Annotated in this window: 14 protein-coding genes; 9 read left to right on the top strand and 5 right to left on the bottom strand. The window is 42.6% G+C overall.

The features are described from left to right. Positions 1-161 precede the first annotated feature (161 nt). The gene (gene galA / locus BDD43_RS23450; protein WP_121200291.1) at positions 162-2,591 is read left to right on the top strand and encodes a beta-galactosidase GalA; all 2,430 of its coding nucleotides are present in this window, start codon (positions 162-164) and stop codon (positions 2,589-2,591) included. 226 nt (positions 2,592-2,817) lie between these two features. Here the strand turns inward: galA and BDD43_RS23445 are convergent, their stop codons facing one another. Then, positions 2,818-4,260, bottom strand: coding sequence for a glycoside hydrolase family 28 protein (locus BDD43_RS23445; RefSeq protein WP_121200289.1), 1,443 nt, complete (start codon positions 4,258-4,260; stop codon positions 2,818-2,820). Positions 4,261-4,734: 474 nt separating this feature from the next. On the opposite strand from BDD43_RS23445, the gene BDD43_RS23440 reads away from it, so the two are divergent. The 3 genes from BDD43_RS23440 to BDD43_RS23435 all read left to right on the top strand — a co-directional run bounded on the left by BDD43_RS23440 (position 4,735) and on the right by BDD43_RS23435 (position 7,662). After that, positions 4,735-5,427 (top strand): OmpW/AlkL family protein, encoded by a 693-nt coding sequence (locus tag BDD43_RS23440; protein WP_121200287.1) that lies wholly within the window; start codon positions 4,735-4,737, stop codon positions 5,425-5,427. 249 nt (positions 5,428-5,676) lie between these two features. Then, positions 5,677-5,889 (top strand): hypothetical protein, encoded by a 213-nt coding sequence (locus BDD43_RS30425; protein WP_211339723.1) that lies wholly within the window; start codon positions 5,677-5,679, stop codon positions 5,887-5,889. 6 nt (positions 5,890-5,895) lie between these two features. After that, positions 5,896-7,662: an alpha-L-arabinofuranosidase C-terminal domain-containing protein gene (locus tag BDD43_RS23435; protein WP_211339722.1), complete on the top strand. Its 1,767-nt coding sequence runs from the start codon at positions 5,896-5,898 to the stop codon at positions 7,660-7,662. A 147-nt stretch (positions 7,663-7,809) separates the two neighbouring features. On the opposite strand, the gene BDD43_RS23430 is transcribed toward BDD43_RS23435, so the two are convergent. The 4 genes from BDD43_RS23430 to BDD43_RS23415 form a co-directional block, all read right to left on the bottom strand. Beyond that, positions 7,810-8,484: an SCO family protein gene (locus BDD43_RS23430; protein ID WP_246001760.1), complete on the bottom strand. Its 675-nt coding sequence runs from the start codon at positions 8,482-8,484 to the stop codon at positions 7,810-7,812. Continuing rightward, complete coding sequence (locus BDD43_RS23425; RefSeq protein WP_121200285.1) at positions 8,441-9,001, bottom strand: toxin-antitoxin system YwqK family antitoxin; 561 nt, start codon at positions 8,999-9,001, stop codon at positions 8,441-8,443. Before BDD43_RS23425 ends, BDD43_RS23430 begins: the two co-directional genes overlap by 44 nt. Next, the gene (locus BDD43_RS23420) at positions 9,001-10,476 is read right to left on the bottom strand and encodes a multicopper oxidase family protein (RefSeq protein ID WP_121200283.1); all 1,476 of its coding nucleotides are present in this window, start codon (positions 10,474-10,476) and stop codon (positions 9,001-9,003) included. Before BDD43_RS23420 ends, BDD43_RS23425 begins: the two co-directional genes overlap by 1 nt. Positions 10,477-10,695: 219 nt before the next feature. Then, on the bottom strand, positions 10,696-13,599 hold the full coding sequence (locus BDD43_RS23415) for a helix-turn-helix and ligand-binding sensor domain-containing protein (RefSeq protein ID WP_121200281.1): 2,904 nt from the start codon (positions 13,597-13,599) through the stop codon (positions 10,696-10,698). A 570-nt stretch (positions 13,600-14,169) separates the two neighbouring features. Between BDD43_RS23415 and BDD43_RS23410 the strand changes: the two genes are divergently transcribed. The 5 genes from BDD43_RS23410 (at position 14,170) to BDD43_RS23390 (ending at position 22,965) form a co-directional block, all read left to right on the top strand. After that, on the top strand, positions 14,170-17,277 hold the full coding sequence (locus BDD43_RS23410) for a SusC/RagA family TonB-linked outer membrane protein (RefSeq protein ID WP_121200279.1): 3,108 nt from the start codon (positions 14,170-14,172) through the stop codon (positions 17,275-17,277). A gap of 24 nt (positions 17,278-17,301) precedes the next feature. Further along, on the top strand, positions 17,302-18,819 hold the full coding sequence (locus BDD43_RS23405) for a RagB/SusD family nutrient uptake outer membrane protein (protein ID WP_121200277.1): 1,518 nt from the start codon (positions 17,302-17,304) through the stop codon (positions 18,817-18,819). A 21-nt stretch (positions 18,820-18,840) separates the two neighbouring features. Next, on the top strand, positions 18,841-20,952 hold the full coding sequence (locus BDD43_RS23400) for a hypothetical protein (RefSeq protein ID WP_121200275.1): 2,112 nt from the start codon (positions 18,841-18,843) through the stop codon (positions 20,950-20,952). 19 nt (positions 20,953-20,971) lie between these two features. Then, complete coding sequence (locus tag BDD43_RS23395; protein WP_121200273.1) at positions 20,972-21,871, top strand: hypothetical protein; 900 nt, start codon at positions 20,972-20,974, stop codon at positions 21,869-21,871. 68 nt (positions 21,872-21,939) lie between these two features. Next, complete coding sequence (locus BDD43_RS23390; protein ID WP_211339721.1) at positions 21,940-22,965, top strand: family 16 glycosylhydrolase; 1,026 nt, start codon at positions 21,940-21,942, stop codon at positions 22,963-22,965. The last annotated feature ends 75 nt before the right edge of the window (positions 22,966-23,040 follow it).

Genomic DNA, 23,040 nt, shown 5'->3' with positions numbered 1-23,040 from the left:
TTGGGCTATACTTAGCCAATTTTGGAGTAGATGAGCTGGCAGGTTGGTGATACCTTTACATCGGTTTAATTGAATTGAGTAACTGATTTTCCTTATTATTTATTAAATGAGAATTGGCCCGCGTTAAGCGGGCCATCTTTGTTTAATTACAACAGCTATAAATGAAAAATAGAAAATTTCACTTTTGTGTTATACTCTTTTTAAGTATGATACCTGTGGTGGCCAGCGGGCAAAAGCAAAACACGCGCAGCCATCAAAACTTTGATGCAAACTGGAAGTTTAGCCTTGGCAATGCGGCAGACGCCAAACGCGATTTTGATTACGGCATCGGTAATATTTTTTCAAAATCGGGCGAAACGGCCGGCACTTGCATAGCTACTGATTTTAAGGATTCTACCTGGGCAAACGTAAGGTTACCTCACGATTGGGTTGTGGCGTTGCCATTTCAATATGTAAAAAATGACGATATCGATTCGCATGGTTATAAACCTGTAGGCGCGTTGTTCCCTCAAAATAGTATTGGCTGGTACCGTAAAACGTTTACGGTTAACAAAGCCGACTCGGGCAAGCGCTATGAAATTCAATTTGATGGTATTTACCGGGATAGCAAAGTTTGGTTGAACGGTTATTATATTGGCGGCCATAGTAGCGGTTATAACAGTTTTGCGTTTGATATAACCGACTTTATTAAGTTTGGAAAAAGCAATGTGATGGTTGTGCGTGCTGATGCCACACAAAGCGAAGGCTGGTTTTACGAAGGTGCAGGCATATACCGCCATGCCTGGCTCAACAGCTACAACAACGTACACTTTAAAACCGCAGGAGGGCTTTTTGCGCATGCCGAGGTGGCAGACGGAAAAGCACAGGTAAAAATAGAAGCCGATATTGAAAACAGGGGCATTAATGCTGCGGCGGCAACTTTATATAGTTACATTACCGACAGGGACGGCAAAATTATAGCCAAAGGCAAGCAAATTCCTTTTACCGAAGCTATACGCGAAAATAAATTACTGGTTGACGAGATGACCATCATCAATCCCCGCTTATGGTCGTTAGATGATGCTTATCTTTACAGGGCCGTATCGTTAATAAAGGCTAACGGGCAAACTATTGATAGTATCAACGTTAAGTTTGGCGTGCGCACTTTTAAGTTTGACAGCGAAAAGGGTTTCTTTTTAAATGGTAAACCGTTAAAGGTACAAGGCGTAAGTTGTCATCAGGATCATGCCGGGGTAGGTTCGGCATTGCCGGATGAGTTGCAGTATTACCGCATCAGGTTATTAAAAGAGATGGGCGTTAACGCCTATCGTACAACACATAACCCGCCAACGCCCGAACTGTTGGATGCTTGCGATAGCCTGGGGATGCTGGTGATGGACGAAACACGTTTGTTAACCAGCGGCCAGGAGTACGAACAACAATATCGTGATTTGATATTGCGCGATCGTAACCATGCCTCCATTTTTATGTGGTCTATTGGTAACGAAGAGTATGTTACCCAGCGCACAGATATAGGCAAGCGTATAGCACAAAACCAGATATTGTTACAACAACAGCTTGACCCTACCAGAACAAGTACCTATGCCGCCAATATGGGTAACGTTTACCGGGGCGTAAACGAGGTAATCCCGGTAAGGGGTTTTAATTATAATTTATTGGGCATTGATGCTTACCACAAAGAGCATCCTTTGCAGCCCATTATAGGTACCGAAGTAGCCAGCACAGTTACCACCCGCAGCATTTATGTTAAAGATACGGTGCGCGCTTACGTGCCCGATTATGATGTTACCTTCCCCTCGTGGGCATCAACAGCCGAAACCTGGTGGAAAATTGCTGATGCAAGGCCGTGGTTTATGGGCGGTTTTGCCTGGACCGGTTTTGATTACCGCGGCGAGCCAACACCATACCGTTGGCCCAACATCAATTCGCATTTTGGGATTATGGATATGTGCGGTTTTCCTAAAAACGTTTATTACTACTATCAATCCTGGTGGACAGATAAAGACATACTGCATATTGCACCACATTGGAACTGGAAAGGAAAAGAGGGCAAACCAATTGATGTTTGGGTAAATACCAACGCCGATGATGTGGAGCTTTACCTTAATGGCAAAAGCCTCGGGAAAAAAGAAATGCCCCGTAACAGCCATTTAGTTTGGACGGTTAATTATGAGCCCGGTAAACTTGTTGCCGTTGCACATAAAAAAGGAAAGGTAATTACCGCTAAAGTTGAAACTACCGGGGCACCTTACAGCATTGTGCTTTCGCCATCTAAAAAGATATTAACCGCCAATGGCGAAGATGCAGTGGTTATTAATGCGAGCGTGGTTGATAAAAACGGACGCGAAGTACCCGATGCCCTGAATATGCTGCATTTTGACATTAAGGGTGATGCGCAGATTATTGGCGTTGGCAATGGCGACCCGAGCAGCCATGAGGCCGATAAATGTTTACCGGGCCAATGGCAACGCAGTTTATTTGGTGGTAAGGCGCAGCTAATAGTACTATCGGGCATGCAAGCCGGTAGCTTTACTGTGGTTGCTTCGGGCGCGGGTATCAAATCTAACCAATTGCCGATAATCCAAAAATAAAAGCATTGCTGTAAATACTTTTGGTATTAACATCACTTTTGAGGTTAATTAATTTATAGGTGCCCCGTTGGGCATGCAGCGCAAACCCCAGTCAAACTGCGCACATTGTGGCGCAATATCCGGACTGGGGTTTTCATCTGTTTGTGGTGGGCACAGCAGTTATTACCTTGTTGCACCAGGTAGCAACAATATTAAAATAAGGTAACAAAAACGCATATTTGAATAGCTATTTTAAAATTTGAACATCTGTTTTTCCGCTAAAGGCTGCAACGGCGTTTACGCCGGTTAATTTTAATTGTTTAACGCCGTGGCTTTCTATGCCATGAACAAAGTAAGGCGCACGGTTTGTACCCCAGTTTACCGAACAGTTATTTATAAAAATGCCTGTAGCATTGTCCAGGTAAAAGCCTGCGGTGTTGGCTTTTACCAAGCCCTCCACGTTGCTTGGTCGCCTGTCGTTAACGCCACCTGCAAAGCCGGTAGTTTTGTTTATTTCCACATCAATATTATCCAAATAAATATGCGAGATTTTATTGGCTGTCTCGGCACTAATATAAACCCCGTTTTCGCTGCGGCACTTAATGTTGTTAAAATATATGCGCTCTACAACACCTACCTTGCCTTCTTTTTGCCCCGTTGGTAACCGCCAGCCCGCATCTTTGTTATTGGCTGTAGCGCGGCGGTAGGCAGTTACGTAAATTGGCTCGGCCTTACCCCACCAAACATCCGAGAAAAAGTGCGAATCGATGAGGATATTTGAAAACACAACATCGCTTACTGTGCCCTCGTCGCGGTTTTGAATGCCCAGCCCCCGGTTACTGTTTTTTATAATACAGTTGGTTACCACAACATGGCTTATCCGGTCCATATTTTCCGATCCTATTTTAAAGGCGCATGAACTCGATGTCATAATACAGTTGCTTACCGTAATGTTTTCACAAGCGCCAAATTCCTCATATTCGCGCCTGTTTTTCAGGCAAATACAATCATCGCCCGATTCGATATAACAATTATTTATCCTTACGTTTTTGCTATGATCTAAATCAATTCCGTCACTATTTCTAACTTTTACGCTGTTAAGTAAAGTTATGTCGGTTATCGCAACATCGTTACAGCCTACTAAATGCACCGTCCAATAAGCAGAGTTTTGTATTTTTACACCGCTTATGCGCACCTGTTTACAATTAATGAGCGTTAGTAAATGTGGTCGCGGGTCGGTTTTATCAAAGGGTTTTAATTCATAGGAGTCTTGTAGTTCCTTACCCATAAAGGCAATTCCATTGCCGTCAATTATTCCGTGGCCGCTTATACTTACCTGTTGCAGGTTTTCGCCGCCAATCCATATGGTGCCCTCGCCCTTATTGGCTCTAAATGCGCTTTCTGTATATAGTTCTTCGTTGCTGCTGGCCAATATTTTTGCACCGGGCTCCACATGTAACTCCACAAACGACCGCAGTTTGAAAGGCCCGCTAACAAATATTCCGCCAGCCGGAATAATAACCCGGCCACCACCCGCCGCCGAGCAGGCATCAATTGCTTTTTGAATAAACGGCGCGTTATTGGTTTGGTTATCATTAATAGCGCCATAAGCGGCAATATTATAGCTGTTTAGCTGGGCGTTTGCCGCAGTAAACTGGAGGAGGAACGGAATTATGATTAGATATCTCATCGTTAATTATTGTTGTGCAATTAAATGGTAACTCAAGCCTTTCTGAGCCTTAAAAGTAAGCCGGTACATAGGGCCAACCTTTACATATTTTACATTTAATATTTGTATGGCCAATTTATTTTTAGAACTAACCTGGCATAAATTAATCCGGCACATTTTATTGAGCTTTTTTGTTAACGGAATGAGATGTGACAAGCCGGAATTATAAGTTTAAACCCAGGCACCATTTTGCTTTTAAGTGTTAAATATAAAGTAAAAACCAATAGCGCAAAACAGCGCAATATAATGTTAGGGAAATCGCCTTAAAAATGTGATGTGCGCACATATGCGGTTGTGATCCTCATCACACTTCAATTAATCCTTGGTTATTTTTGCCAATCTCGCAATGATAAATATCAATTATTGCGCTGTTTATTGTCATTTCAACCGGCTTAGCGCCCGGATATATTTGTGCCATAATTAAAAAATGATAGTATGAAAAATTTAAAACTCTTTGTATTAGCGCTATGTTTATTTAGTGGCGTAACCAGCTTCGCACAAGAAAAAAATGAATGGGATATCCGCCTTAGGGCGATTGGGGTACTACCGCAGGAAAGCGCGACCATCGGCGTAATCGGCGGAGGTATTAATATCAGCAATGCTTATATACCTGAACTGGATATTACCTACTTCTTTGCCAAAAACTTTTCGGCAGAACTTATACTCGGCACCTCTAAGCATAACATAAAAACCAAGGGGTCAAACTTATCAGCCATTGGTGGCGGCACTTCTGCCGATGTTGATCTGGGTTCGGTTTGGTTGTTACCGCCAACGCTTACCTTACAGTATCACTTGCCCACAGGCACGGCATTTAAACCATACATTGGCACTGGTGTAAACTACACTATTTTCTACAATGCAAGCCAGGGCCCGGTTGTAGCCAGTGTAGCCTACAAAAACAAGTTTGCATTTGCCGCGCAGGCGGGGATAGATTATGATATCAGTGAAAAGTTTTTCCTGAATGTGGATCTTAAAAAGCTATTGTTATCCACCACCGCTACTGTTGATGCTTCCAACCTCACCCCGGCAAGCAGTCCCGATTTGGCTCCGGTGTTAAAAAGCATCAATGCAGAAACCAAGATCAACCCGTGGATAATTGGTATTGGAGTTGGTTACCGGATAAAATAATTAAATGCCCGGCTGGTTAATGTTAATTGGTTGAAACAATTGCAACGCCAAATAACAAATCCGTATTCTTTAACACTAATATTCTTACAACCTTTTTAAAAGCTGCCACCTCTTAAAATATAGGGGTGGCAGCTTTTTTTTTAAGCGGCAATTATTAACTTTAATATTGCAACTGCAATGCGCCGCTTGTATATTTGATTCGTAATTGCGGCTTCAAAATAATAACTATCCAAAAATAAACCCTTTAAAATGTTAAAGAAATACATTGTCCTTTTATCACTTTCAATATGCTGTAAAATAAGTGTAGCTCAGGTTATCAACAATAAGCAAACCTATACCATTAGTGCCAATGTTGTTAAGGCCCATGTTGAGCCTACCATGTATGGGATATTTTTTGAAGATATTAATTTGGCTGCCGATGGAGGGGTTTATGCCGAACTGATTAAAAACCGTTCGTTTTAGTTTAACATGCCGTTAGCCGCCTGGACAGAGCATAAAAAAGATGGTGTAGAGGGTAGGATAGAAGTGATAAACCGAGCTGTTGAGCGGCCCGAAAATGCGCATTTTATTAAAGCAAATATAACAACGGATGGTGGCGCGTATGGGCTATCAAACGAAGGGTTTCGTGGAATGGGCATTACCGCTAACGAGGACTACAATTTTAGTGTAATGGCCAGGCAAACTGCCGGGAGCCCAGTAAAAATGGTTATTGAACTGCATGGCGATAACGGCAATGTAATAGCCAAGACCGAGATTACACCAACCGGAAATGAATGGACAAGGTATGCAGCAAAATTTACAGCCACAGCCACGGCAAAAAAAGCACAGCTATATGTTTGGCTGAGCGGTAAAGGGGTTATAGATATAGATATGGTATCGCTTTTTCCGCAACATACCTGGAAAAACAGGCCAGGCGGCTTACGGGCAGACCTTGTGCAGAAACTGGCCGATATGAAACCGGGTTTTTTGCGTTTCCCCGGCGGTTGTATTGTGGAGGGCCGCGAATTAAATAACCGCTACCAGTGGAAAAAAAGTATAGGTGATATTGATAAGCGCGAAACTATTATTAACCGCTGGAACACGGAGTTTAAGCACCGCCTTACGCCCGATTATTACCAATCGTTTGGGTTGGGCTTTATGGAGTATTTTTTAACTGCCGAAGATATTGGCGCCTCGCCGCTGCCCATTTTAAATTGCGGTATGGCCTGCGAATTTAATACGGGAGAATTGGTGCCTTTAAACAGTCTGGATCCTTATGTTCAGGATGCGTTGGATTTGATAGAATTTGCCAATGGCGATAGCAACACCAAATGGGGTAAACTGCGTGCCGATTTGGGGCACCCGGCTCCGTTTAATTTAAAAATGATTGGGGTTGGCAACGAGCAATGGGGCGAGCAATATATTGATAGGTGGAAGGTTTTTACCAAGGCCATCAAAAGTAAATATCCTGCTATAAAAATCGTTTCGGCATTGGGGCCCGATCCGGGTGGCGAAAAATTTGATCTGCTTAACAAAACATTCCGAAGTTTAGGAGCCGATATTTTAGATGAGCATTACTACGCGGTGCCTAAATGGTTTAGAGATAATGCTACACGTTATGATAATTACGACCGCAAGGGGCCCAAGATATTTGCAGGCGAATATGCCGCCCAAAGCATATCAACCGGTAACCCCGACAATAAAAACACCTGGGAGTGCGCGCTTGCCGAAGCTGCCTTTATGACGGGCCTGGAGCGTAATGCCGATGTGGTTAACATGGCTTCGTATGCGCCGTTATTTGCCAGTGTTGATGGCTGGCAATGGACACCCGACCTGATTTGGTTTGATAATTTACGCTCATACGCCACGCCCGATTATTATGTGCAACAGCTGTACTCGTTAAACAAAGGTAACGATGTTGTGCCACTGCAATTAAACAAACAGCCTGTTACCGGCCAAAACGGAACCTTTGCAACGGCGGTAATTGATAGCCAAACCAAAGAATTGATTATAAAATTTGTTAATACCACACCAAAGCCATTAAACAGCGATTTTTTAATAAACGGCCAAAAGATAAAAAAGCAGGAGGGTGTTTTAACAACCCTGCAAAGTGATGATATTCAACAGGTTAATTCGCTGGATAACCCAGCTGCGTTAAGCCCTGTGCAACAGCAATTGCCAATTTTAGGTAATAACATAAGCCTGCTTATTAAGCCCTACTCGTTTACCATATTACGCATAAAAATGGCCAATTAACGTATTGAATAATAGGGTTTTTGATATTGAATTTGTTGAATTTGCCGGGCTGCTTTAGTTTGATATAGCTATTGTAGCTATGTTAAAGGTTGTTTTGCGTTATAAAATAACTTTAACTTTTGGGCCGTATTGAGAAAGCTTATTCGGCTATTTTTCTTTCAGCAAAATATAAATGTCGGCAATAACTCTTTTTATCTGGCCGGTATCTGTGGCGGTGTATATACCGCGGATGCGGCTCTTTTTGTCTATCAACAACATCGATTCGGTATGCAAAAAAGCACTATTATCTTTACCTAAGCCTGCTTTTTTTTCCGAAAAGTACGATCGGCGGCCCAGGTTGTATATTTGGTTTTGGTTGCCGGTTAGCAGGTACCACTGGTTGTTGTTTATATGATGTATGGAGGCATAGTCATGCAATTGCTTCACATCATCGCGCCAGGGCATCACGCTAAACGATACTAATTTCACTTCGGGGTTATCGGCAAACTGGTGCGATACCTGCTGTAGGTTACTCATCATTACAGGGCAAATACTGGGGCAGGTACTAAAAAAAAAATTAGCAACATACACATGCCCGGTAAGCGAATCTTTATTAATACCGTGGCCCAACTGGTTTTGGAGCGCAAAATTATCAATGGTATGTATGTTGGCGTATGCGGGGTCGCTTTTGCTTATCCATTCGGCTGTAAAGTCGGCCGTATTATAAAATGGCAGGGTATCGGTATTACTACGGCATCCGCATAAAAGCAGTAAAAACAATGCTGCAATTGGCGGCATATTAATGCCCCGTTGGTAAACAGCTTTTAACTTTAATAATTCCATATAGTGTACCGTTTTTTATGGTATAGTTTGATAATAGCGACCCATTGGCTGCCCACTGGCGTTGTATACCCTCTTCTTTACCATCTAAAAAATTACTTTCCTGCCTATGTTTCCCGTTTGGGTAAAAAACCATTTGCCGGCCATCCATTTTATCGCCTTTGTAATTAAATAAGTAGTGCAGGTTACCGTTGGGCCACCATTGCTCAAAAGAGCCCTCCTTTTTTCCGTCTTTAAAGTTTCGCAGCATCAGCTTTTCGCCGGTATTAAAGCGGCCAAATGCCTGGCCCTGCTCTTTGCCCTCAATAATAGGTAATTTGTATAGTATTGAGTTGTCGCGGTCAACCTCAATCATATAGCCGTTAAAGGCTTTGCCCTTGTAAAACCAGCCGCTATCGGTATGCAGCAGGTTGGGGTCAAAGTTTTTAACCAAAAGTTGGGGCGGCTTGTTGCCTGCCGGCGGTTTACAAGCGGCAAGCAACAAAATGCCCGCTATTAATAAAACAACAAAACGCGGCATTAAGGAGTTACTAAAAACTGGCCCATTAGCCCGGCATCCTCATGGTTTGGAAAATGGCAGTGGTACATATAAGGGTTAGTTCCATCGGCAAAATCATTAAATTTAGCAACTACCGAAACCGTTTCGCCGAGGTGCAAAAAGAACGAATCTTTCCAGCCCTGCTCGTAAGGTTGTATGGTGCCCGAACTTCTCGAAACAATTTTAAATTGTATATCATGAATATGGATGGAGTGCCCAAAAACATTGCTGTTAACAAAAGTCCATTTTACAACCGTATTTAAGGGTATGGTATGGTTAATGGTTATATAATTGTAATTATTATTATCAAACGCAAACTCCGAGCTGCCCTGGCCGGCAGTTATATTGGTTACAATGGTACTGGTTGCATCGCTTGCGGCCAGGTAGGTATTGGTGGTGAGTTTGGTTGGGATGGCAGTAACTGCACCGCTTGTGGCTGCGGCCACGTTGATGTTCAATACCTCGAAAGTGGTATTGTTAAGCAAACTGCCCAAAGCACCCGAGGTTGACGGCTCGCCACCCGGAAAACCAAAGGTTTGCCCGCTGTTATACGATTTAAACGAAACGTTTGAACCAACAGCATCGTTACTCAAATCAACCAATACTTCCGCTCTTTCGCCTACGCCCAACACCAGCCGGGTAACAGGTGCGGGAGCATCAAGCAGGCCACCATCGTTGCTTATCACATAAAAGGTGCGGTTATCGCCAAAGCCTAAATTATAAGCGCGTTCAATTTCGGCATTCAATATCCTAAACCGTACAAATTGCTTGGGTAAAGTAGCCTGCGGGTTAAGGGTGCCATTAGCCAGCAGGTAGTCGCCATAATCATTTACATTGGTATTAAAGGAGTTATCGGCGTTAAACCTGCGGCTGGTTAATACCAGTGGTATATCGTCTACACCGTAATTACGGGGCAGGTTCAACGCCGTTTCTATAGGGTCTCTCACTATAATTAAGCCACCTGCACCCATGGTTAACTGCTGGTAGGTTTTTTCGTGCAGGTGCGGGTGAAACCAATAGGTTGATGCACTATTCATCACCACAAAGTGCGGCGACCAGGTGGTGCCAGGTGCAATTTTTTGATGCGGGCCGCCATCCATTATCGGCGGGATATGGAACCCATGCCAGTGAACGGTAGTTGTATCTGTTAAGTTATTGGTAACGTTAAGTGTAATGTTATCGCCTTTGTTAAATATTAATGTTGGCCCCCAAAACGGTAACCCATTATAGCTGTAGGTTGGCGTATCTGCGCCTGTAGCGAAAAATTGTTTGCTTGATTTAGCTAACGAGATATTAAACGATGTGCCTGTTAATGTTGGCGGAATATATAACGCATTGTAAGTTGTGCTTGTGGTGTTTGTAGTGCCACCCGTTGAACCCGAGCCGCCGGAAGATTTATTACAGCTATATATAATAACGGCACCAAGCAGCACAATAGCAAACAATAGCTTTTTCATTTTAATTAGGTTTGGGTTGTAGAAAATTAAATTGGATAATACTTTTTTAGACGACAGCAAAACAAAAAACCTTCGCCCGGTAAGCTGTTTATTTTGAAATAATTTCGCCGGGTATTATAAGCGTGTTATCGGCAGTAAATTGCGCCAATTTGTAATAGGCTATTGGTGTACATTGATATGGCTATGTAAAAGAGCTTTATGTTAAAAAAGATGATTTTGTCACAATGTTTGGCTTGTTGCCTGTAGCAGGTAATCAAATAAATTTACATGCGATGGCAGGTCCAGCTTTTTGCGAAGCCTGTAACGGCTAACCTCAACCGCGCCCAGGGTAACGCTCATCAACTGGGCAATCTCTTTCGAACTTAAATTCATTTTCAAATAGGCACATATTTTAAGGTCGGTGCCACTTAAAGCCGGGAACTTGTTTTTTAAGGTTGCCAAAAAATCCGAGTGTACCTGGTCAAAGTGTACCGCAAAATGATCCCAGTCCGAATCATTTTTTTCTGCCTCGTTAATGAGCTTTAAAACTTTAACAAGTTCTGCGCTTTTAGCACCTTCGGGCGCATCCTGAATCCCCATTAAACCCTCTTTAATTTTCGACATCAATTTTCCCCGCTGTACCAGGTGCATTGTAGTAGTGGCAAGCTCCTTGTTTTTAAAGTTTACTTCGTTTTTGAGTTTTTCATTTTTTAGCGAAACAATCTCTTTTTCATTATGTTCCAGCTCAAGCTGGTGGATGTATTTTAAATTGAGCTCGGCTTTTTTATGCTTTTTTTGTTGGATGATAACAATAAGGTAAACCGAGCCCAAAAGCATCAGCGTATAAATAGCATAGCTTAATGGGGTTTGGTACCATGCCGGTTGGATAATGAAGGTATAGCATACCGAATTAGATTCGTTACCCAAGTTATTGCGGCTTTTTACCATGAAGGTATACGTGCCATAAGGTAAATTTGTGTACTCTTTTTCGCTTTTTGACGACCATGACGACCATTTTGTATCGTAGCCCGCCAATTGATAACTGAACTGGATGTTATTTTGTTGCTCAAACAAGGTTGACGAATATTCGAAATGGAAGGAATTAAAGCGCGAAGCCAAAGTTACTATTGCCCTCTTATCCTGCGCGGCCAGTATGTTGCCGCCGTGGTTAAAATATCCTCCAAATATTACGCTGTCTTTTTCGCCAATTATTTTTACCAGGCCCAGTAAAATATTGGGTTTTTGCAGGTTTGCTAAATATTTTTGATAATTGATATGGATTACGCCGCGGTTTGAGCCTATAAAAATGTTTTGCTTGTTGTAAGGATAAATGTTTTCGAAACCGGGTAGCACTTTATCCGTTAGTTCGGGAAAGTAATAAATTGAAAACGGCTTGCCTGGCACGGCTTTACTAAAATCAACCACACCTACTTTTTTGTTGCCTATAAACCAGATATTACCATCGTCATCTTCGTTAAGATATTGAATTTCGCTGTTTTTAAACATCGGGAAAAAATATGGGGCCAAGCCAAATTTATTTGTAGCTGCGTTATACTGGTAAATACCTTTTTCGGTAGAAACTATATCGCGCCCTTTTATTTTGAATACATAGTTATGGAGCGACGAAGGCAAACCGTATTTTTGATTATACAGTATACTGTTTGTTATTTGCTGGTGATTGGCCGATAAGCTTATTTTATAAACACCCCGATAAGGGTGCGAGGCCCATACCGTATTGTGCTCATAATCTACCGTTAAAAAACGTAACGACTCTTCAAGCCCATCGAGTATGCCTTTATCCAGGAAGCGATTGTTTTGATATTTTAATAAACGAAGCCCGTTGTAAGTTCCGGATATTACATCCGATGTATTGTTGTTTAACGACAGTGGCTTAAATAACCAGGTACCCGGAAAGGGGTAAATTTGTTGAACATCGCCCTGGTTTATAGTATAGGCGCCATCTTCGTTCCCTAATAGTAATTGTTTATTCACCAGGTTGAGGTTCCATACCTGCCCTTCGGTTTTTGGTATTTCGTTAAAAACACCGTTTGCATAACTTAAATCTTTTGTCGAATCGTTCACCGGTAATTTATAAACCGCGTCTGAAGTGCCGATAAACAAATTTTTATTGAACATTTTAACCGCGTAGGTAGAAGATTGCTTATTGGCGTCGGGGAAAATTTGTTTGATAGAACTGTTATAGGCAATAAAACTAATTCCATCGTCAAGCCCCAGCCATATATTTTTATCATGGTCGAGGTATAAACTGCGCACGTTGTTTTTTTGGAGCGTCTGCTTGTCCGAAAACACCTGTACCAGATTTCCAGAATGATCTATAATATAACAGCCTCCAAAAGCCGATCCGATGGCAAACCTTTGCGCGTCAATATACAGCGCGCTGTTGATACGGACGGCCGAGAACTGCTTGTCCATTGGGGTATTTAATTTTTTTAGCTGATGGCCATCAAGCAAAAAAAGCCCGTTTCTGAGTGTGGCTATGAGTAACTTATCTTTTTCGTAATGCACAATAGCGGTAATTAGTGCCTGGCCGGGTAACCTGCAAACCAAGTTCCATTTATCATTTGCAAATTCCATTAACTGATTGGTTCTTTCCTGCGCAAATAACCGGTTTTGGCACTTGCCCAAAAACAACCAGCCCGGGTTAGAATTGTAAGTGCTAATGGTTTTTTGATTCAATTTGAATATTTTTTCGTTGGTTCTGAAAAATATTTGATTGTTAAATTCAACAATGTTCCACACATCACTAAACGAGCTTTCCTTTTTAGGGATAAGATGTTTTAGGGAAAAATATTTAAGAATGCCTAACTGGTCTGGATAAAAATAGCCTATATCATCTTGCGCACCAATATAAATTTTCCCCTTGTTGTCGATGTGTACTGATCGCACCACGGTTTTACTCGGAATGCTGTATAGTTTCCAGTTTTGGCCGTTATAGGTTAACAACCCTTCGTTGTTGGCAAAATAAACAATACCGTTACCATCTTGCTGAATGTCCCAGTTTTGATTGCCACCCCTATAACTTGCACTCGGGAAATTAATAATTTGAGGCATTCCGATGGGGTTTTGCGCCTGAGCAAAAAACAAACTAAACAGCAAAAAGCTAAAAACGGAAAGGTGTTTCATACAAAAGGCGTACAATTAAGTATTAATAAAATTTATTAATCTGTTTAGCAGATATTATAATTGGTTTATAAATATATCAATGTTTTAAGCAAAGCCAGCAAAAATTTCGCAAACGCTCATACCTATAAAGGCAGTAATCCGGCTCATTTTTGCAATCCTAAATTGGGCTTTATCAGGTTTTAAAACAGCAGCTTTTCACGGTTTCGCCAAATAGGCATAACAACTTGCCGGGCCTTGTTTAACACAGGCTAATTTACCCATTAAAAACTGTTTGTTATAATGTGTATGGGTGTAGTGTGGTTTAAAATAAGCATTAGGGTACTTTTTATAGGCTTATGTATGGTTTATGTTGGGGTTTAAGTTTGATGGTTTGTATAATTAATTGCTCATGTTTGTGTCGTTCAATATCGCCGTTCTGGAAATTTGAACACCAAACCAATTAAAACATAATCGTATGAACTTTTTCATTAAAGCCTATGGGTAGCCCGTAGTACCCACTCTTCACAGTCAGCAAGCAGCGGATGTATAATTGCTCCGCCTATCATTAAACCAATTAAAAAATAAGTATCAATGAGAAGAAAAATTACTTTTATTATTTTGCTTTTACTGTTTTCAGTGTCTGCCGTTTTTGCACAAAGCGTAAAAATATCAGGCAAGGTTACAGATCAGTCGGGCCTTGGCTTGCCAGGAGTTACCGTGAGGGTAAAAGGCACTTCCAACGCGGTTTCAACTAATGCAGATGGTGTATATTCTATAACAGCCGCCGCTAATGCAACCCTGTCATTTTCGTTTATAGGCTATGTCGTTCAAGATAAACCGATAGGCAATCAAAACATTATCAACATTGTTTTATTGGAAGATTCTAAAGTATTAAACGATGTTGTGGTTGTGGGCTACGGTACACAAAAGGCCTCCAATGTTTCGGGCGCGGTATCGGTTATTAAAAGTGCCGATATTGAAAAGGTTAATGCGGTGCGGGTTGAAGATGCCATACAAGGCAGGGCATCGGGCGTTAACGTAATTCAAAGCGGCTCGCCGGGCACTACGCCTACTGTATTAATCAGGGGAATCCCTTCATACGCCGGCTCAGATCCGCTTGTTGTTATTGATGGTGTTCAGCAATCGCTTACCGATTTTAATTCGATAAGCCCTGCCGATGTTGAATCAATAACTGTTTTAAAAGATGCCGCCACAACGGCCATTTACGGTGTTAAAGGTGGTAACGGCGTTATTGTTATTACAACCAAGGGTGGTAAAAACAATCAAAAAACGCAGTTTAGCATAAGCAGCAACTACGGTGTGCAGCAGGTTGTTAAAACCATTGATGTGCTCAATGGATCGGAGTATGCGGCCATGATTAACGAAGGTAGCACACTATCGGGCGGCAGGGTGGTTTTCCCTAACCTGAGTACCATTGGTGTGGGAACCAACTGGCAGGATCAGATATTTAAGAACGCGCCATTGCAATCTCATTCAGTTTCGGCAACTGGCGGTTCCGACAAGGTAACTTATTTTTTATCTGCCGGTTACGTAGATCAGGCTGGTATTGTGGGCGGTATTGATAAATCAAACTACGTACGCGGAAATTTTAGGGCTAACCTTAGTTTTCAACTCACACCCAAACTTAAGTTTATTGTTAATACAAACGCTGTATTACTAAACTCTAAAGGGGTTAAAGAAAACGCCTTTAACAGCATTATTGGCGACGCTTTAAACTTTGACCCAACTGTGCCTCTACAAAATACGGTAGCCAATACAGTTGGCCAGTATGGTTATAGCAATTTGTTGCTGCAAGAAGTACATAACCCTTTAACAGATTTGGCCAACACCTATAACAAAGACGCTGGCAATAAATTAGACGGTAAGTTTGAGTTTCAATACGATGTTGTTAAAAACTTAAAACTCACTAGCCGTTTTGGTTATACCGATTATAATGATAATTCCAAATCATTCAATCCTTTAGCTTTTTACGGCCCCTTAAACGTTGATAATACCATGAACGCCGACGGCAGTACTGTTACCGGCGATCATAATTCGGTAACGTCGGTAAAAAGCAGCAATTTCAATTGGAGGTGGGAGTCGTTTGCTAATTATAACTTCAATATTAAAAAAGATAACCATTTTGAAACGGTGCTGGGTATAACCTTGTTAGAAAACACAGGCAACCAAGCCGGTGTATCGCGCCAGGATGTTCCCTTCAACTCGTGGACATTTGCCGATTATACTGCCGCTACCGGTGTTAATACAGCCACAAATACCAACGCCCAAACCGGTTACTATTACGAATATACTGCCAAAAATATATCGTACTTCGGCCGCCTTAATTACGACTATAAAGAGCGGTACTTATTATCGGGCAGTTTGCGCCGTGATGGTTCGTACGCTTTTGGCGCCGACAAGAAATTTGGTACCTTTTATGCAGGCTCTGCCGGCTGGATAATTTCTAACGAAGATTTTTTTCATTCTAAATTTGTTAACTTTTTAAAAATCCGGATCAGCTACGGCAGCACCGGTAACGATGGTAACACCAGCCCTCAAACCACGGCAATTGTTACCGGCGGCCCCTATAACAATATTGGCAATAGCAACGGGTATAACTTTGGTAACGTGTTTACGCCCGGCTCAACTGTAGGTTCGCAGGCTAACCCTAATTTGGCTTGGGAAGTGCAAAAGCAATTTGACGCCGGTTTTGATGTTAATTTCTTTAAAAACAAGTTCTCGTTAACGGCAGATTATTTTCAAAAAAACGTTAACGGTTTGCTGTTTACCCCATCGCAATCGTTATATCTGGGTACAGTACCTGCGCCGTTGGCTAATATTGGCTCAACAAGCAGTAAAGGCATTGATGCTACTTTTGGTTATAAAGATAACCTGAGCAAAAATTTAAGAATTAATACTTCGGCTACTTTTACTACCTCTAAAAACAAGGTGGTATCAACCAATTCTGATAATACTGCGCGCATTATTGGCGGATCCTATTTTAACGGCCAATCGCAATCGGTAACTGTTTTTGAAGCCGGCCAAACACCGGGTTACTTTTACGGCTATAAAACGGATGGCTTGTTTCAAACCGCCGCTCAAATAGCGGCATCGCCCACACAAGCGGGTGCGCAACCTGGCGATATTAAATACAAGGATATTAATGGCGACGGCGTAATTGACAGTAAAGATCAAACTAAAATTGGTGATCCTTTCCCTAAGTTTACCCTCGGCTGGAACCTTAACCTAACCTACAAAAATTTCGATTTCTCGGCATTTGTTTATGCTTCAATAGGTAATGATATTTACATAGCTTACCTGCGCAATGGTAATTATACCAACAATGTGCGTGCCGTTTTAGGCAGATGGACGGGCCCCGGCACCACCAATGATGCCCGTTACCCCCGTTACAGCTTTACCGATGCCAACAACAATGCCCGCGTATCCGACAGGTATGTAGAGGATGGTTCATTCGCCAAAGTTAAAAACCTGCAATTAGGGTATACCTTCCCTCAGTCTATCACAGGCAAGGTGTTTAATACTGTGCGTGTTTATGGCCAGGTAAAAAATGCCTATACGTTAACCAAGTACACAGGTTACGATCCGGAAATTTCGGGTGGTATTTTAAACTCCGGTGTTGATTATGGTGCTTACCCGCAAGCCCGAACTTTTTCTTTTGGACTTGATCTTAAATTTTAATCATCATTAAATCGAAAATAGAAAATGAAAAAATATTTAAAAATGGTGAGTGTTTTTAGTTTGATAACTATTACAACAGCCTGCCAAAAATTTGTAGACTACAATCCGCACGATTCATATCAGGTTACCGCTCTGGATTATTTGCAAACCGAATCTGACTATCGTACCATGGAAGTTAGCGCTTACACCCCGCTGCAATGGATCAATCAGGTAGTTCCTATTGGCGATATCGCGTCAGACAATGCAGTAACCGGTGGCGAAAGCGCATCGGATGTGCTTGATTTACAACAGATAGATGATTATACTACCAACCCCGTTAATGGCACATTGGCCGGCATTTGGCAATATGCCTACGAAGGTATTAACCGCGCCAATTATTTAACACAATACAAAGCCACCAATCCGGCTGGTACAGCGGTTAATTTTGCAGGTAAGGATGCCATGTATGGCGAGGTTTATTTTTTACGCGCCTATTACTACTTTACCCTGGTAAAAATGTTTGGTGATGTGCCGTTGTTTATCGATAAAAGGCTCGACCCATCCAGCTCAGGTAAATTAACCAGAGCCGCCAAATCTGCAGTTTACGCGCAAATTGAGGCAGACCTTAATAACGCCATTTCTGTTTTGCCTACCGTGCAGTTGCAACAGGGCCGCATAACCAAGTACGCCGCGCAAGCGTTATTAGGTAAAATTTACCTGTACGAAAAAAAATACGACCAGGCAGCAACCATGTTGCAAAATGTAATTAATGCCAATGCGTTTGTATTGGTAAGCGATTTTGCATCGATATTTTTGGCTACCGGCGAAAACGGGCCCGAATCGGTTTTCGAAATACAATACACCAATACATCGCCTTATTATCAATGGTCAAACGTGTTGCAGGGCCAGGGCAATTACGCTGTACAGCAATGCGGGGTGCGCAACATCAACGGCAATTCGCCAATGCCGTATGCTGCGGGGTGGAGTACTAACTTGCCAACGCAAAACCTTGCCGCGGCCTACAGCGCCGGCGATCAGCGTAAAGCAGTCACCGTGTTAGATATTGAAGCTTACAAAGCTGCCAACCCATCATATAACATCAGTTACCAGCTTGCGCCGTATAAAAACACGGGTTTATATAACCAAAAATACCTGCCACGCAAAGGCGAAACCAGTGGCCAGCAGGAGCTAAACTATTTAAACAATTTCAGGACAATACGCTATGCCGATGTGTTGCTGATGGCCGCCGAAGCCTATAATAAAAGCTCGTCGCCAAATGATACCAAAGCACAGCAATACTTAAACCAGGTTAGGCGCAGGGCTTTCCAGGTATCAGATGCTTCGCACGATGTAACATCAACCGGAACAACGCTATACGCGGCTATTTTAATTGAGCGCAGGTTAGAGTTGGCAATGGAAGGCGAACGCTTTTTTGATTTGGTACGAACCGGGCAGGCAGCTACAGTTTTAGCAGGCACTTTTAAGGCCGGTAAAAACGAAGTATTCCCTATTCCGCAGCAAGAAATTGCAATATCGGGCCTTACACAAAATCCAGGTTATTAATCTCAAATTAAATAAAGTATTATGAAACTTTTTAAACGGCTATTACTCCTTATCCTGCCGCTTTGTATGGCCCTGGGGTGTAAAAAAGACAATCAATTTACCGATACTTCATTTGTATCGGGTGCTGCTAGTGCCAGCAATCTTTCGGTAATGTTTAACATCACGCATGATAATACAGGGTTGGTAACCATTACGCCAAATGGCAGCGCGGCAGTTACTTATGATGTTTATTTTGGCGATGCTACAGCCAACCCAAGCAGTATAGCATCGGGCAAAAGTATCGATCATACTTATGCCGAGGGTAACTATCAGGTTAAAATTGTTGCCCACGATATTAAAGGGGGCGTGGCAACTATAACCCAGCCGCTTGTGGTATCGTTTGCTGCACCGCAAAATATGGCAGTGAGCCTCAGTAAAACCAATTTAACGGTAAGCCTTTCGGCAACAGCCAAATACGCTACCTTTTTTAAGGTTTACTACGGCGATTCTACTACATTTAAGCCGGTGCCTTTTACTTCGGTATTACCTGGTACAACAATAAACCACACGTATTTAAATGCCGGCACTTACGTAATTACCGTTATTGCGCTCAGCGGCGGATCTAAAACTACCCAGATATTAGATACCGTTAAGGTTGGTAAACAAATTAGCCTCCCTGTAACTTTTGACGATGCATCGGTAGATTATACAACTGTTGATTTTGGTGGCAATGTGTCGTCATTAAGTGTCGATCCTGTTAATAGCAGTAACCATGTAATGAAAGCCATTAAAACCGCAGGTGCTCAAACCTATGCAGGTACAACGCTGGGTAACGGCTTTGCATTGCCGGTGCCGTTAACACCAAACTCGTTAAAAATGACGGTTATGGTTTATTCGCCTGCGGCCGGGCTTGATGTAAAGTTAAAGCTGGATAACCATACCAACCCAAACACCGGTTTATCTGTAGAAACTGATGTGAAAACAACATTAAGCAGGCAATGGGAAACCCTTACGTTTGATTTTAGCAAACAGGCAACCGGAACACCGGCATACAGTTCGGCAAATACTTACGATTTGGCATCTATCTTTTTCGATTTCGGTAATAACGGAACAGGATCAACCTTCTACTTCGATAATTTGATGATGATGCCCGTTGCCCTTACACAAATTAACCTGCCGGTTAGTTTTGAATCGACCACGACAGACTATACCATGACCGATTTTGGCGGTAACGTTTCCTCGTTTGCAACCGACCCAGCCAACAGCAGCAATCACGTTATGAAGGCTGTAAAAACAACAGGTGCGCAGGTATGGGCGGGTACAACCGTTGGTACAGCAACGGGCTTCTCGCAAGTAATACCACTAACAGCCTCATCGCTTAAAATGACGGTAATGGTTTATTCGCCTGCGGCGGGTTTAGATGTTAAGTTAAAAGTTGAAGACCATAACGATGGTACAAAATCTGTTGAAACGGATGTGAAAACCACCCTTGCAAACCAATGGGAAACTTTAACATTCGATTTGAGCCAGCCAGCTTCGGGCACATCGGCATGGAGTGCGGCAAATAAATACGATAAGGCATCCCTGTTTTTTGATTTTGGAAATGCAGGTACCGGCTCGACATTTTATTTCGACAACCTAAAAATGGCAGCCGCCGGATTGGCCCAGGTTAGCGTACCCGTAACTTTTGACGACCCCACAGTTGACTACACCGTAACCGATTTTGGCGGCAACAGCTCGGCACTGGTTGTTGATCCTGCAAATAGCAGCAACCATGTTATAAAAACCATCAAAACATCGGGCGCACAAACATGGGCAGGTACCACGGTTGGCAACGGGTTAGGTTTTTCATCATTATTGCCTTTTAGTGCAGGGCATACCAGCATGAGTGTTAAGGTTTACTCGCCAGCCGCAGGCCTACACATCAGGCTGAAGGTGGAAGACCATACCGACAATACCAAATCGGTAGAAACCGAAGCTTTAACAACCGTTGCGGGCCAATGGGAAACCTTAACCTTTAACTTTAGTAACCAGGCCAACGGCACTGCTACGCTTAATATGGGTTATCATTACGATATGGCATCCATATTTTTCGATTTTAACAACAGTGGCACCGGGGCAGTTTTCTATTGGGATAACATGATGTTTTTATAGACCGATAAATATTTAAGACATGAAAAAACAAATTAATTACCTTTTATTGCTGTTAGCGATTGCAGCCTTTATTGCCGCCTGTAAAAAAACCGACTATTCTTTCGGGAAAATTATTACGCCGGATAATATTGCCCTTACTGCTACCATACAGGGAGCCACAGCGGCTACACCAACCGGCGATGGATCGGGAAATATTACCATAAAGGCAAGTGCCAACAATGCCCTGAGTTATAAAATATATTTCGGCACCGGCGATTCGGTACTTGCCCCAACCGGTACTTGTACCTATAAGTATACCAAACTGGATACCAATACCTATACAATTACAGTAAATGCTATTGGTACGGGCGGCTCGGTTTCAACGTTAAGCAAGCAAATTAAAATTTTGTATAAGTACCAAATACCGGCAAACATTGTAAGCTTGTTAACCAATGGTTCGTCAAAAAACTGGGCTGTTGCTAAAGATACCTTAGGGCATTTTGGTGTTGGCCCGGCAGCCACCTTTAGCCCCGACTATTACAAAGCTGCCCCTAACGAAAAATCGGCTACTGCTTGTGCCTACGCCGGTACCATTACATTTACCCAGGCCAGCGCCAACTCTATCACCATGAACGACAATAATTTGGGTTCGTCATTTATTATTGGTGCAGCAACTGGTTTTTATGGCCAGGCAGGCGGCGATGGTTGTTATGCAATTAATATTGGCGGAGCTAAAACCCTTGGTTTCTCGGCAGCTAACAGCGGTTCCAGCGCAAGCAATTCAACCGGGGTGCAATTTGCGGTACCTGGTTTTGGCCTTGTAAATTTTGGAACAGGCGGCACTACTTACGAAATTATTTCGCTTAGTGCTACCGTTATGGTGCTGCGTAGTATTGGTATCGACGGAAATGCATGGTACCAAATTTTAAGAGCCAAATAATAATAACACTTAACCCGGCGGTAAACTTTATTTATTGCCGGGTTTGCATACCTAATACAAACTTAACCATGAAAATATTTTTGAACGGATGTATCATCCTCAGTTTTTTTTTAATAGCCTGTAGCAAAGGCGGCCAAAGCGCCGGCAGTACCGATTTGCCTCCAACAAACCTTACGGTAAGTGCTACCGCCGTGCCCGATAGCAGCGGCAATGTTAACATTACCGCCAGCGCAAGCAATGCCGTTACTTACGATATTGATTTGGGCAACGGGGTTATACAAACTTCGGCAACGGGCTTGCTTACTTATAAATATTCGGCAACGGGTAATTATACTATTAATGTGGTAGCCAAAAGTTCGTCGGGGCAAACTGCTTCTGCCAATACCACCATAGCCGTTGGCATTAAACGGAATTTGATCTGGTCGGACGAATTTAATACCGATGGCGCACCCGATCCCAATAAATGGGGTTATGACTTAGGCGGTGGCGGCTGGGGCAACTCCGAACAGGAATATTATACAAACCGTAGCCAAAACGCTGTTGTACAAAACGGAGTACTTAAAATTACGGTTTTAAAAGAAAGTTATAACGGCAGCTCCTATACTTCGGCCAGGCTGCTTTCAAAAAATAAATTCGCGTTCACGTATGGTCATGTTGATATTCGTGCGCAGTTACCATCGGGCCAGGGCCCTTGGCCGGCATTATGGATGCTTGGCAGTAATGTTGATACCATGATCTGGCCTGCCTGTGGCGAAATAGACATTATGGAGCAAAACGGCAGCAATTCCAATAAAATTTATGGCACTCTTCATTATCCCGGCCACTCGGGTGCTAACGGTAACGGTAATACAACCATAATTGCCAATGCAACCACCAGTTTCCATATTTACTCGCTCGATTGGTCGCCTTCGGCAATAAAAATTTATGTTGATGGTAATTTGTTTCAAACAGTTGCCAACTCAAGCAGCATTCCCTTCAATCACGATTTCTTTGTTATTTTAAACGTGGCTATGGGTGGCACTTTTGGCGGCTCTGTTGACCCTGCCATAACCAGCGCCACCATGCAGGTTGACTATATTAGAGTTTACCAATAAATCTATCTTTTTTTAACTGACCCCTTTTTTTCCTGCTCCGGCTTTTGCGCCGGGGCAGGTTTTTAAACAAATTAC

The organism is Mucilaginibacter gracilis, from assembly GCF_003633615.1.
GTDB lineage: Bacteria > Bacteroidota > Bacteroidia > Sphingobacteriales > Sphingobacteriaceae > Mucilaginibacter > Mucilaginibacter gracilis.
The sequence above is the reverse complement of the archived record's forward strand: the minus strand, read 5'-3'. Positions and strand labels throughout refer to the sequence as shown.

Excerpts from the sequence above, each read along its gene's own strand:
- BDD43_RS23445 (WP_121200289.1), bottom strand. The coding sequence starts at position 4,260 with ATGAGATATCTAATCATAATTCCGTTCCTCCTCCAGTTTACTGCGGCA.
- BDD43_RS23390 (WP_211339721.1), top strand. The coding sequence starts at position 21,940 with ATGAAAATATTTTTGAACGGATGTATCATCCTCAGTTTTTTTTTAATA.
- BDD43_RS23420 (WP_121200283.1), bottom strand. The coding sequence starts at position 10,476 with ATGAAAAAGCTATTGTTTGCTATTGTGCTGCTTGGTGCCGTTATTATA.
- BDD43_RS23425 (WP_121200285.1), bottom strand. The coding sequence starts at position 9,001 with ATGCCGCGTTTTGTTGTTTTATTAATAGCGGGCATTTTGTTGCTTGCC.
- BDD43_RS23415 (WP_121200281.1), bottom strand. The coding sequence starts at position 13,599 with ATGAAACACCTTTCCGTTTTTAGCTTTTTGCTGTTTAGTTTGTTTTTT.
- BDD43_RS23440 (WP_121200287.1), top strand. The coding sequence starts at position 4,735 with ATGAAAAATTTAAAACTCTTTGTATTAGCGCTATGTTTATTTAGTGGC.
- galA (WP_121200291.1), top strand. The coding sequence starts at position 162 with ATGAAAAATAGAAAATTTCACTTTTGTGTTATACTCTTTTTAAGTATG.
- BDD43_RS23405 (WP_121200277.1), top strand. The coding sequence starts at position 17,302 with ATGAAAAAATATTTAAAAATGGTGAGTGTTTTTAGTTTGATAACTATT.
- BDD43_RS23435 (WP_211339722.1), top strand. The coding sequence starts at position 5,896 with ATGCCGTTAGCCGCCTGGACAGAGCATAAAAAAGATGGTGTAGAGGGT.
- BDD43_RS23400 (WP_121200275.1), top strand. The coding sequence starts at position 18,841 with ATGAAACTTTTTAAACGGCTATTACTCCTTATCCTGCCGCTTTGTATG.
- BDD43_RS23430 (WP_246001760.1), bottom strand. The coding sequence starts at position 8,484 with ATGGAATTATTAAAGTTAAAAGCTGTTTACCAACGGGGCATTAATATG.
- BDD43_RS23410 (WP_121200279.1), top strand. The coding sequence starts at position 14,170 with ATGAGAAGAAAAATTACTTTTATTATTTTGCTTTTACTGTTTTCAGTG.
- BDD43_RS30425 (WP_211339723.1), top strand. The coding sequence starts at position 5,677 with ATGTTAAAGAAATACATTGTCCTTTTATCACTTTCAATATGCTGTAAA.
- BDD43_RS23395 (WP_121200273.1), top strand. The coding sequence starts at position 20,972 with ATGAAAAAACAAATTAATTACCTTTTATTGCTGTTAGCGATTGCAGCC.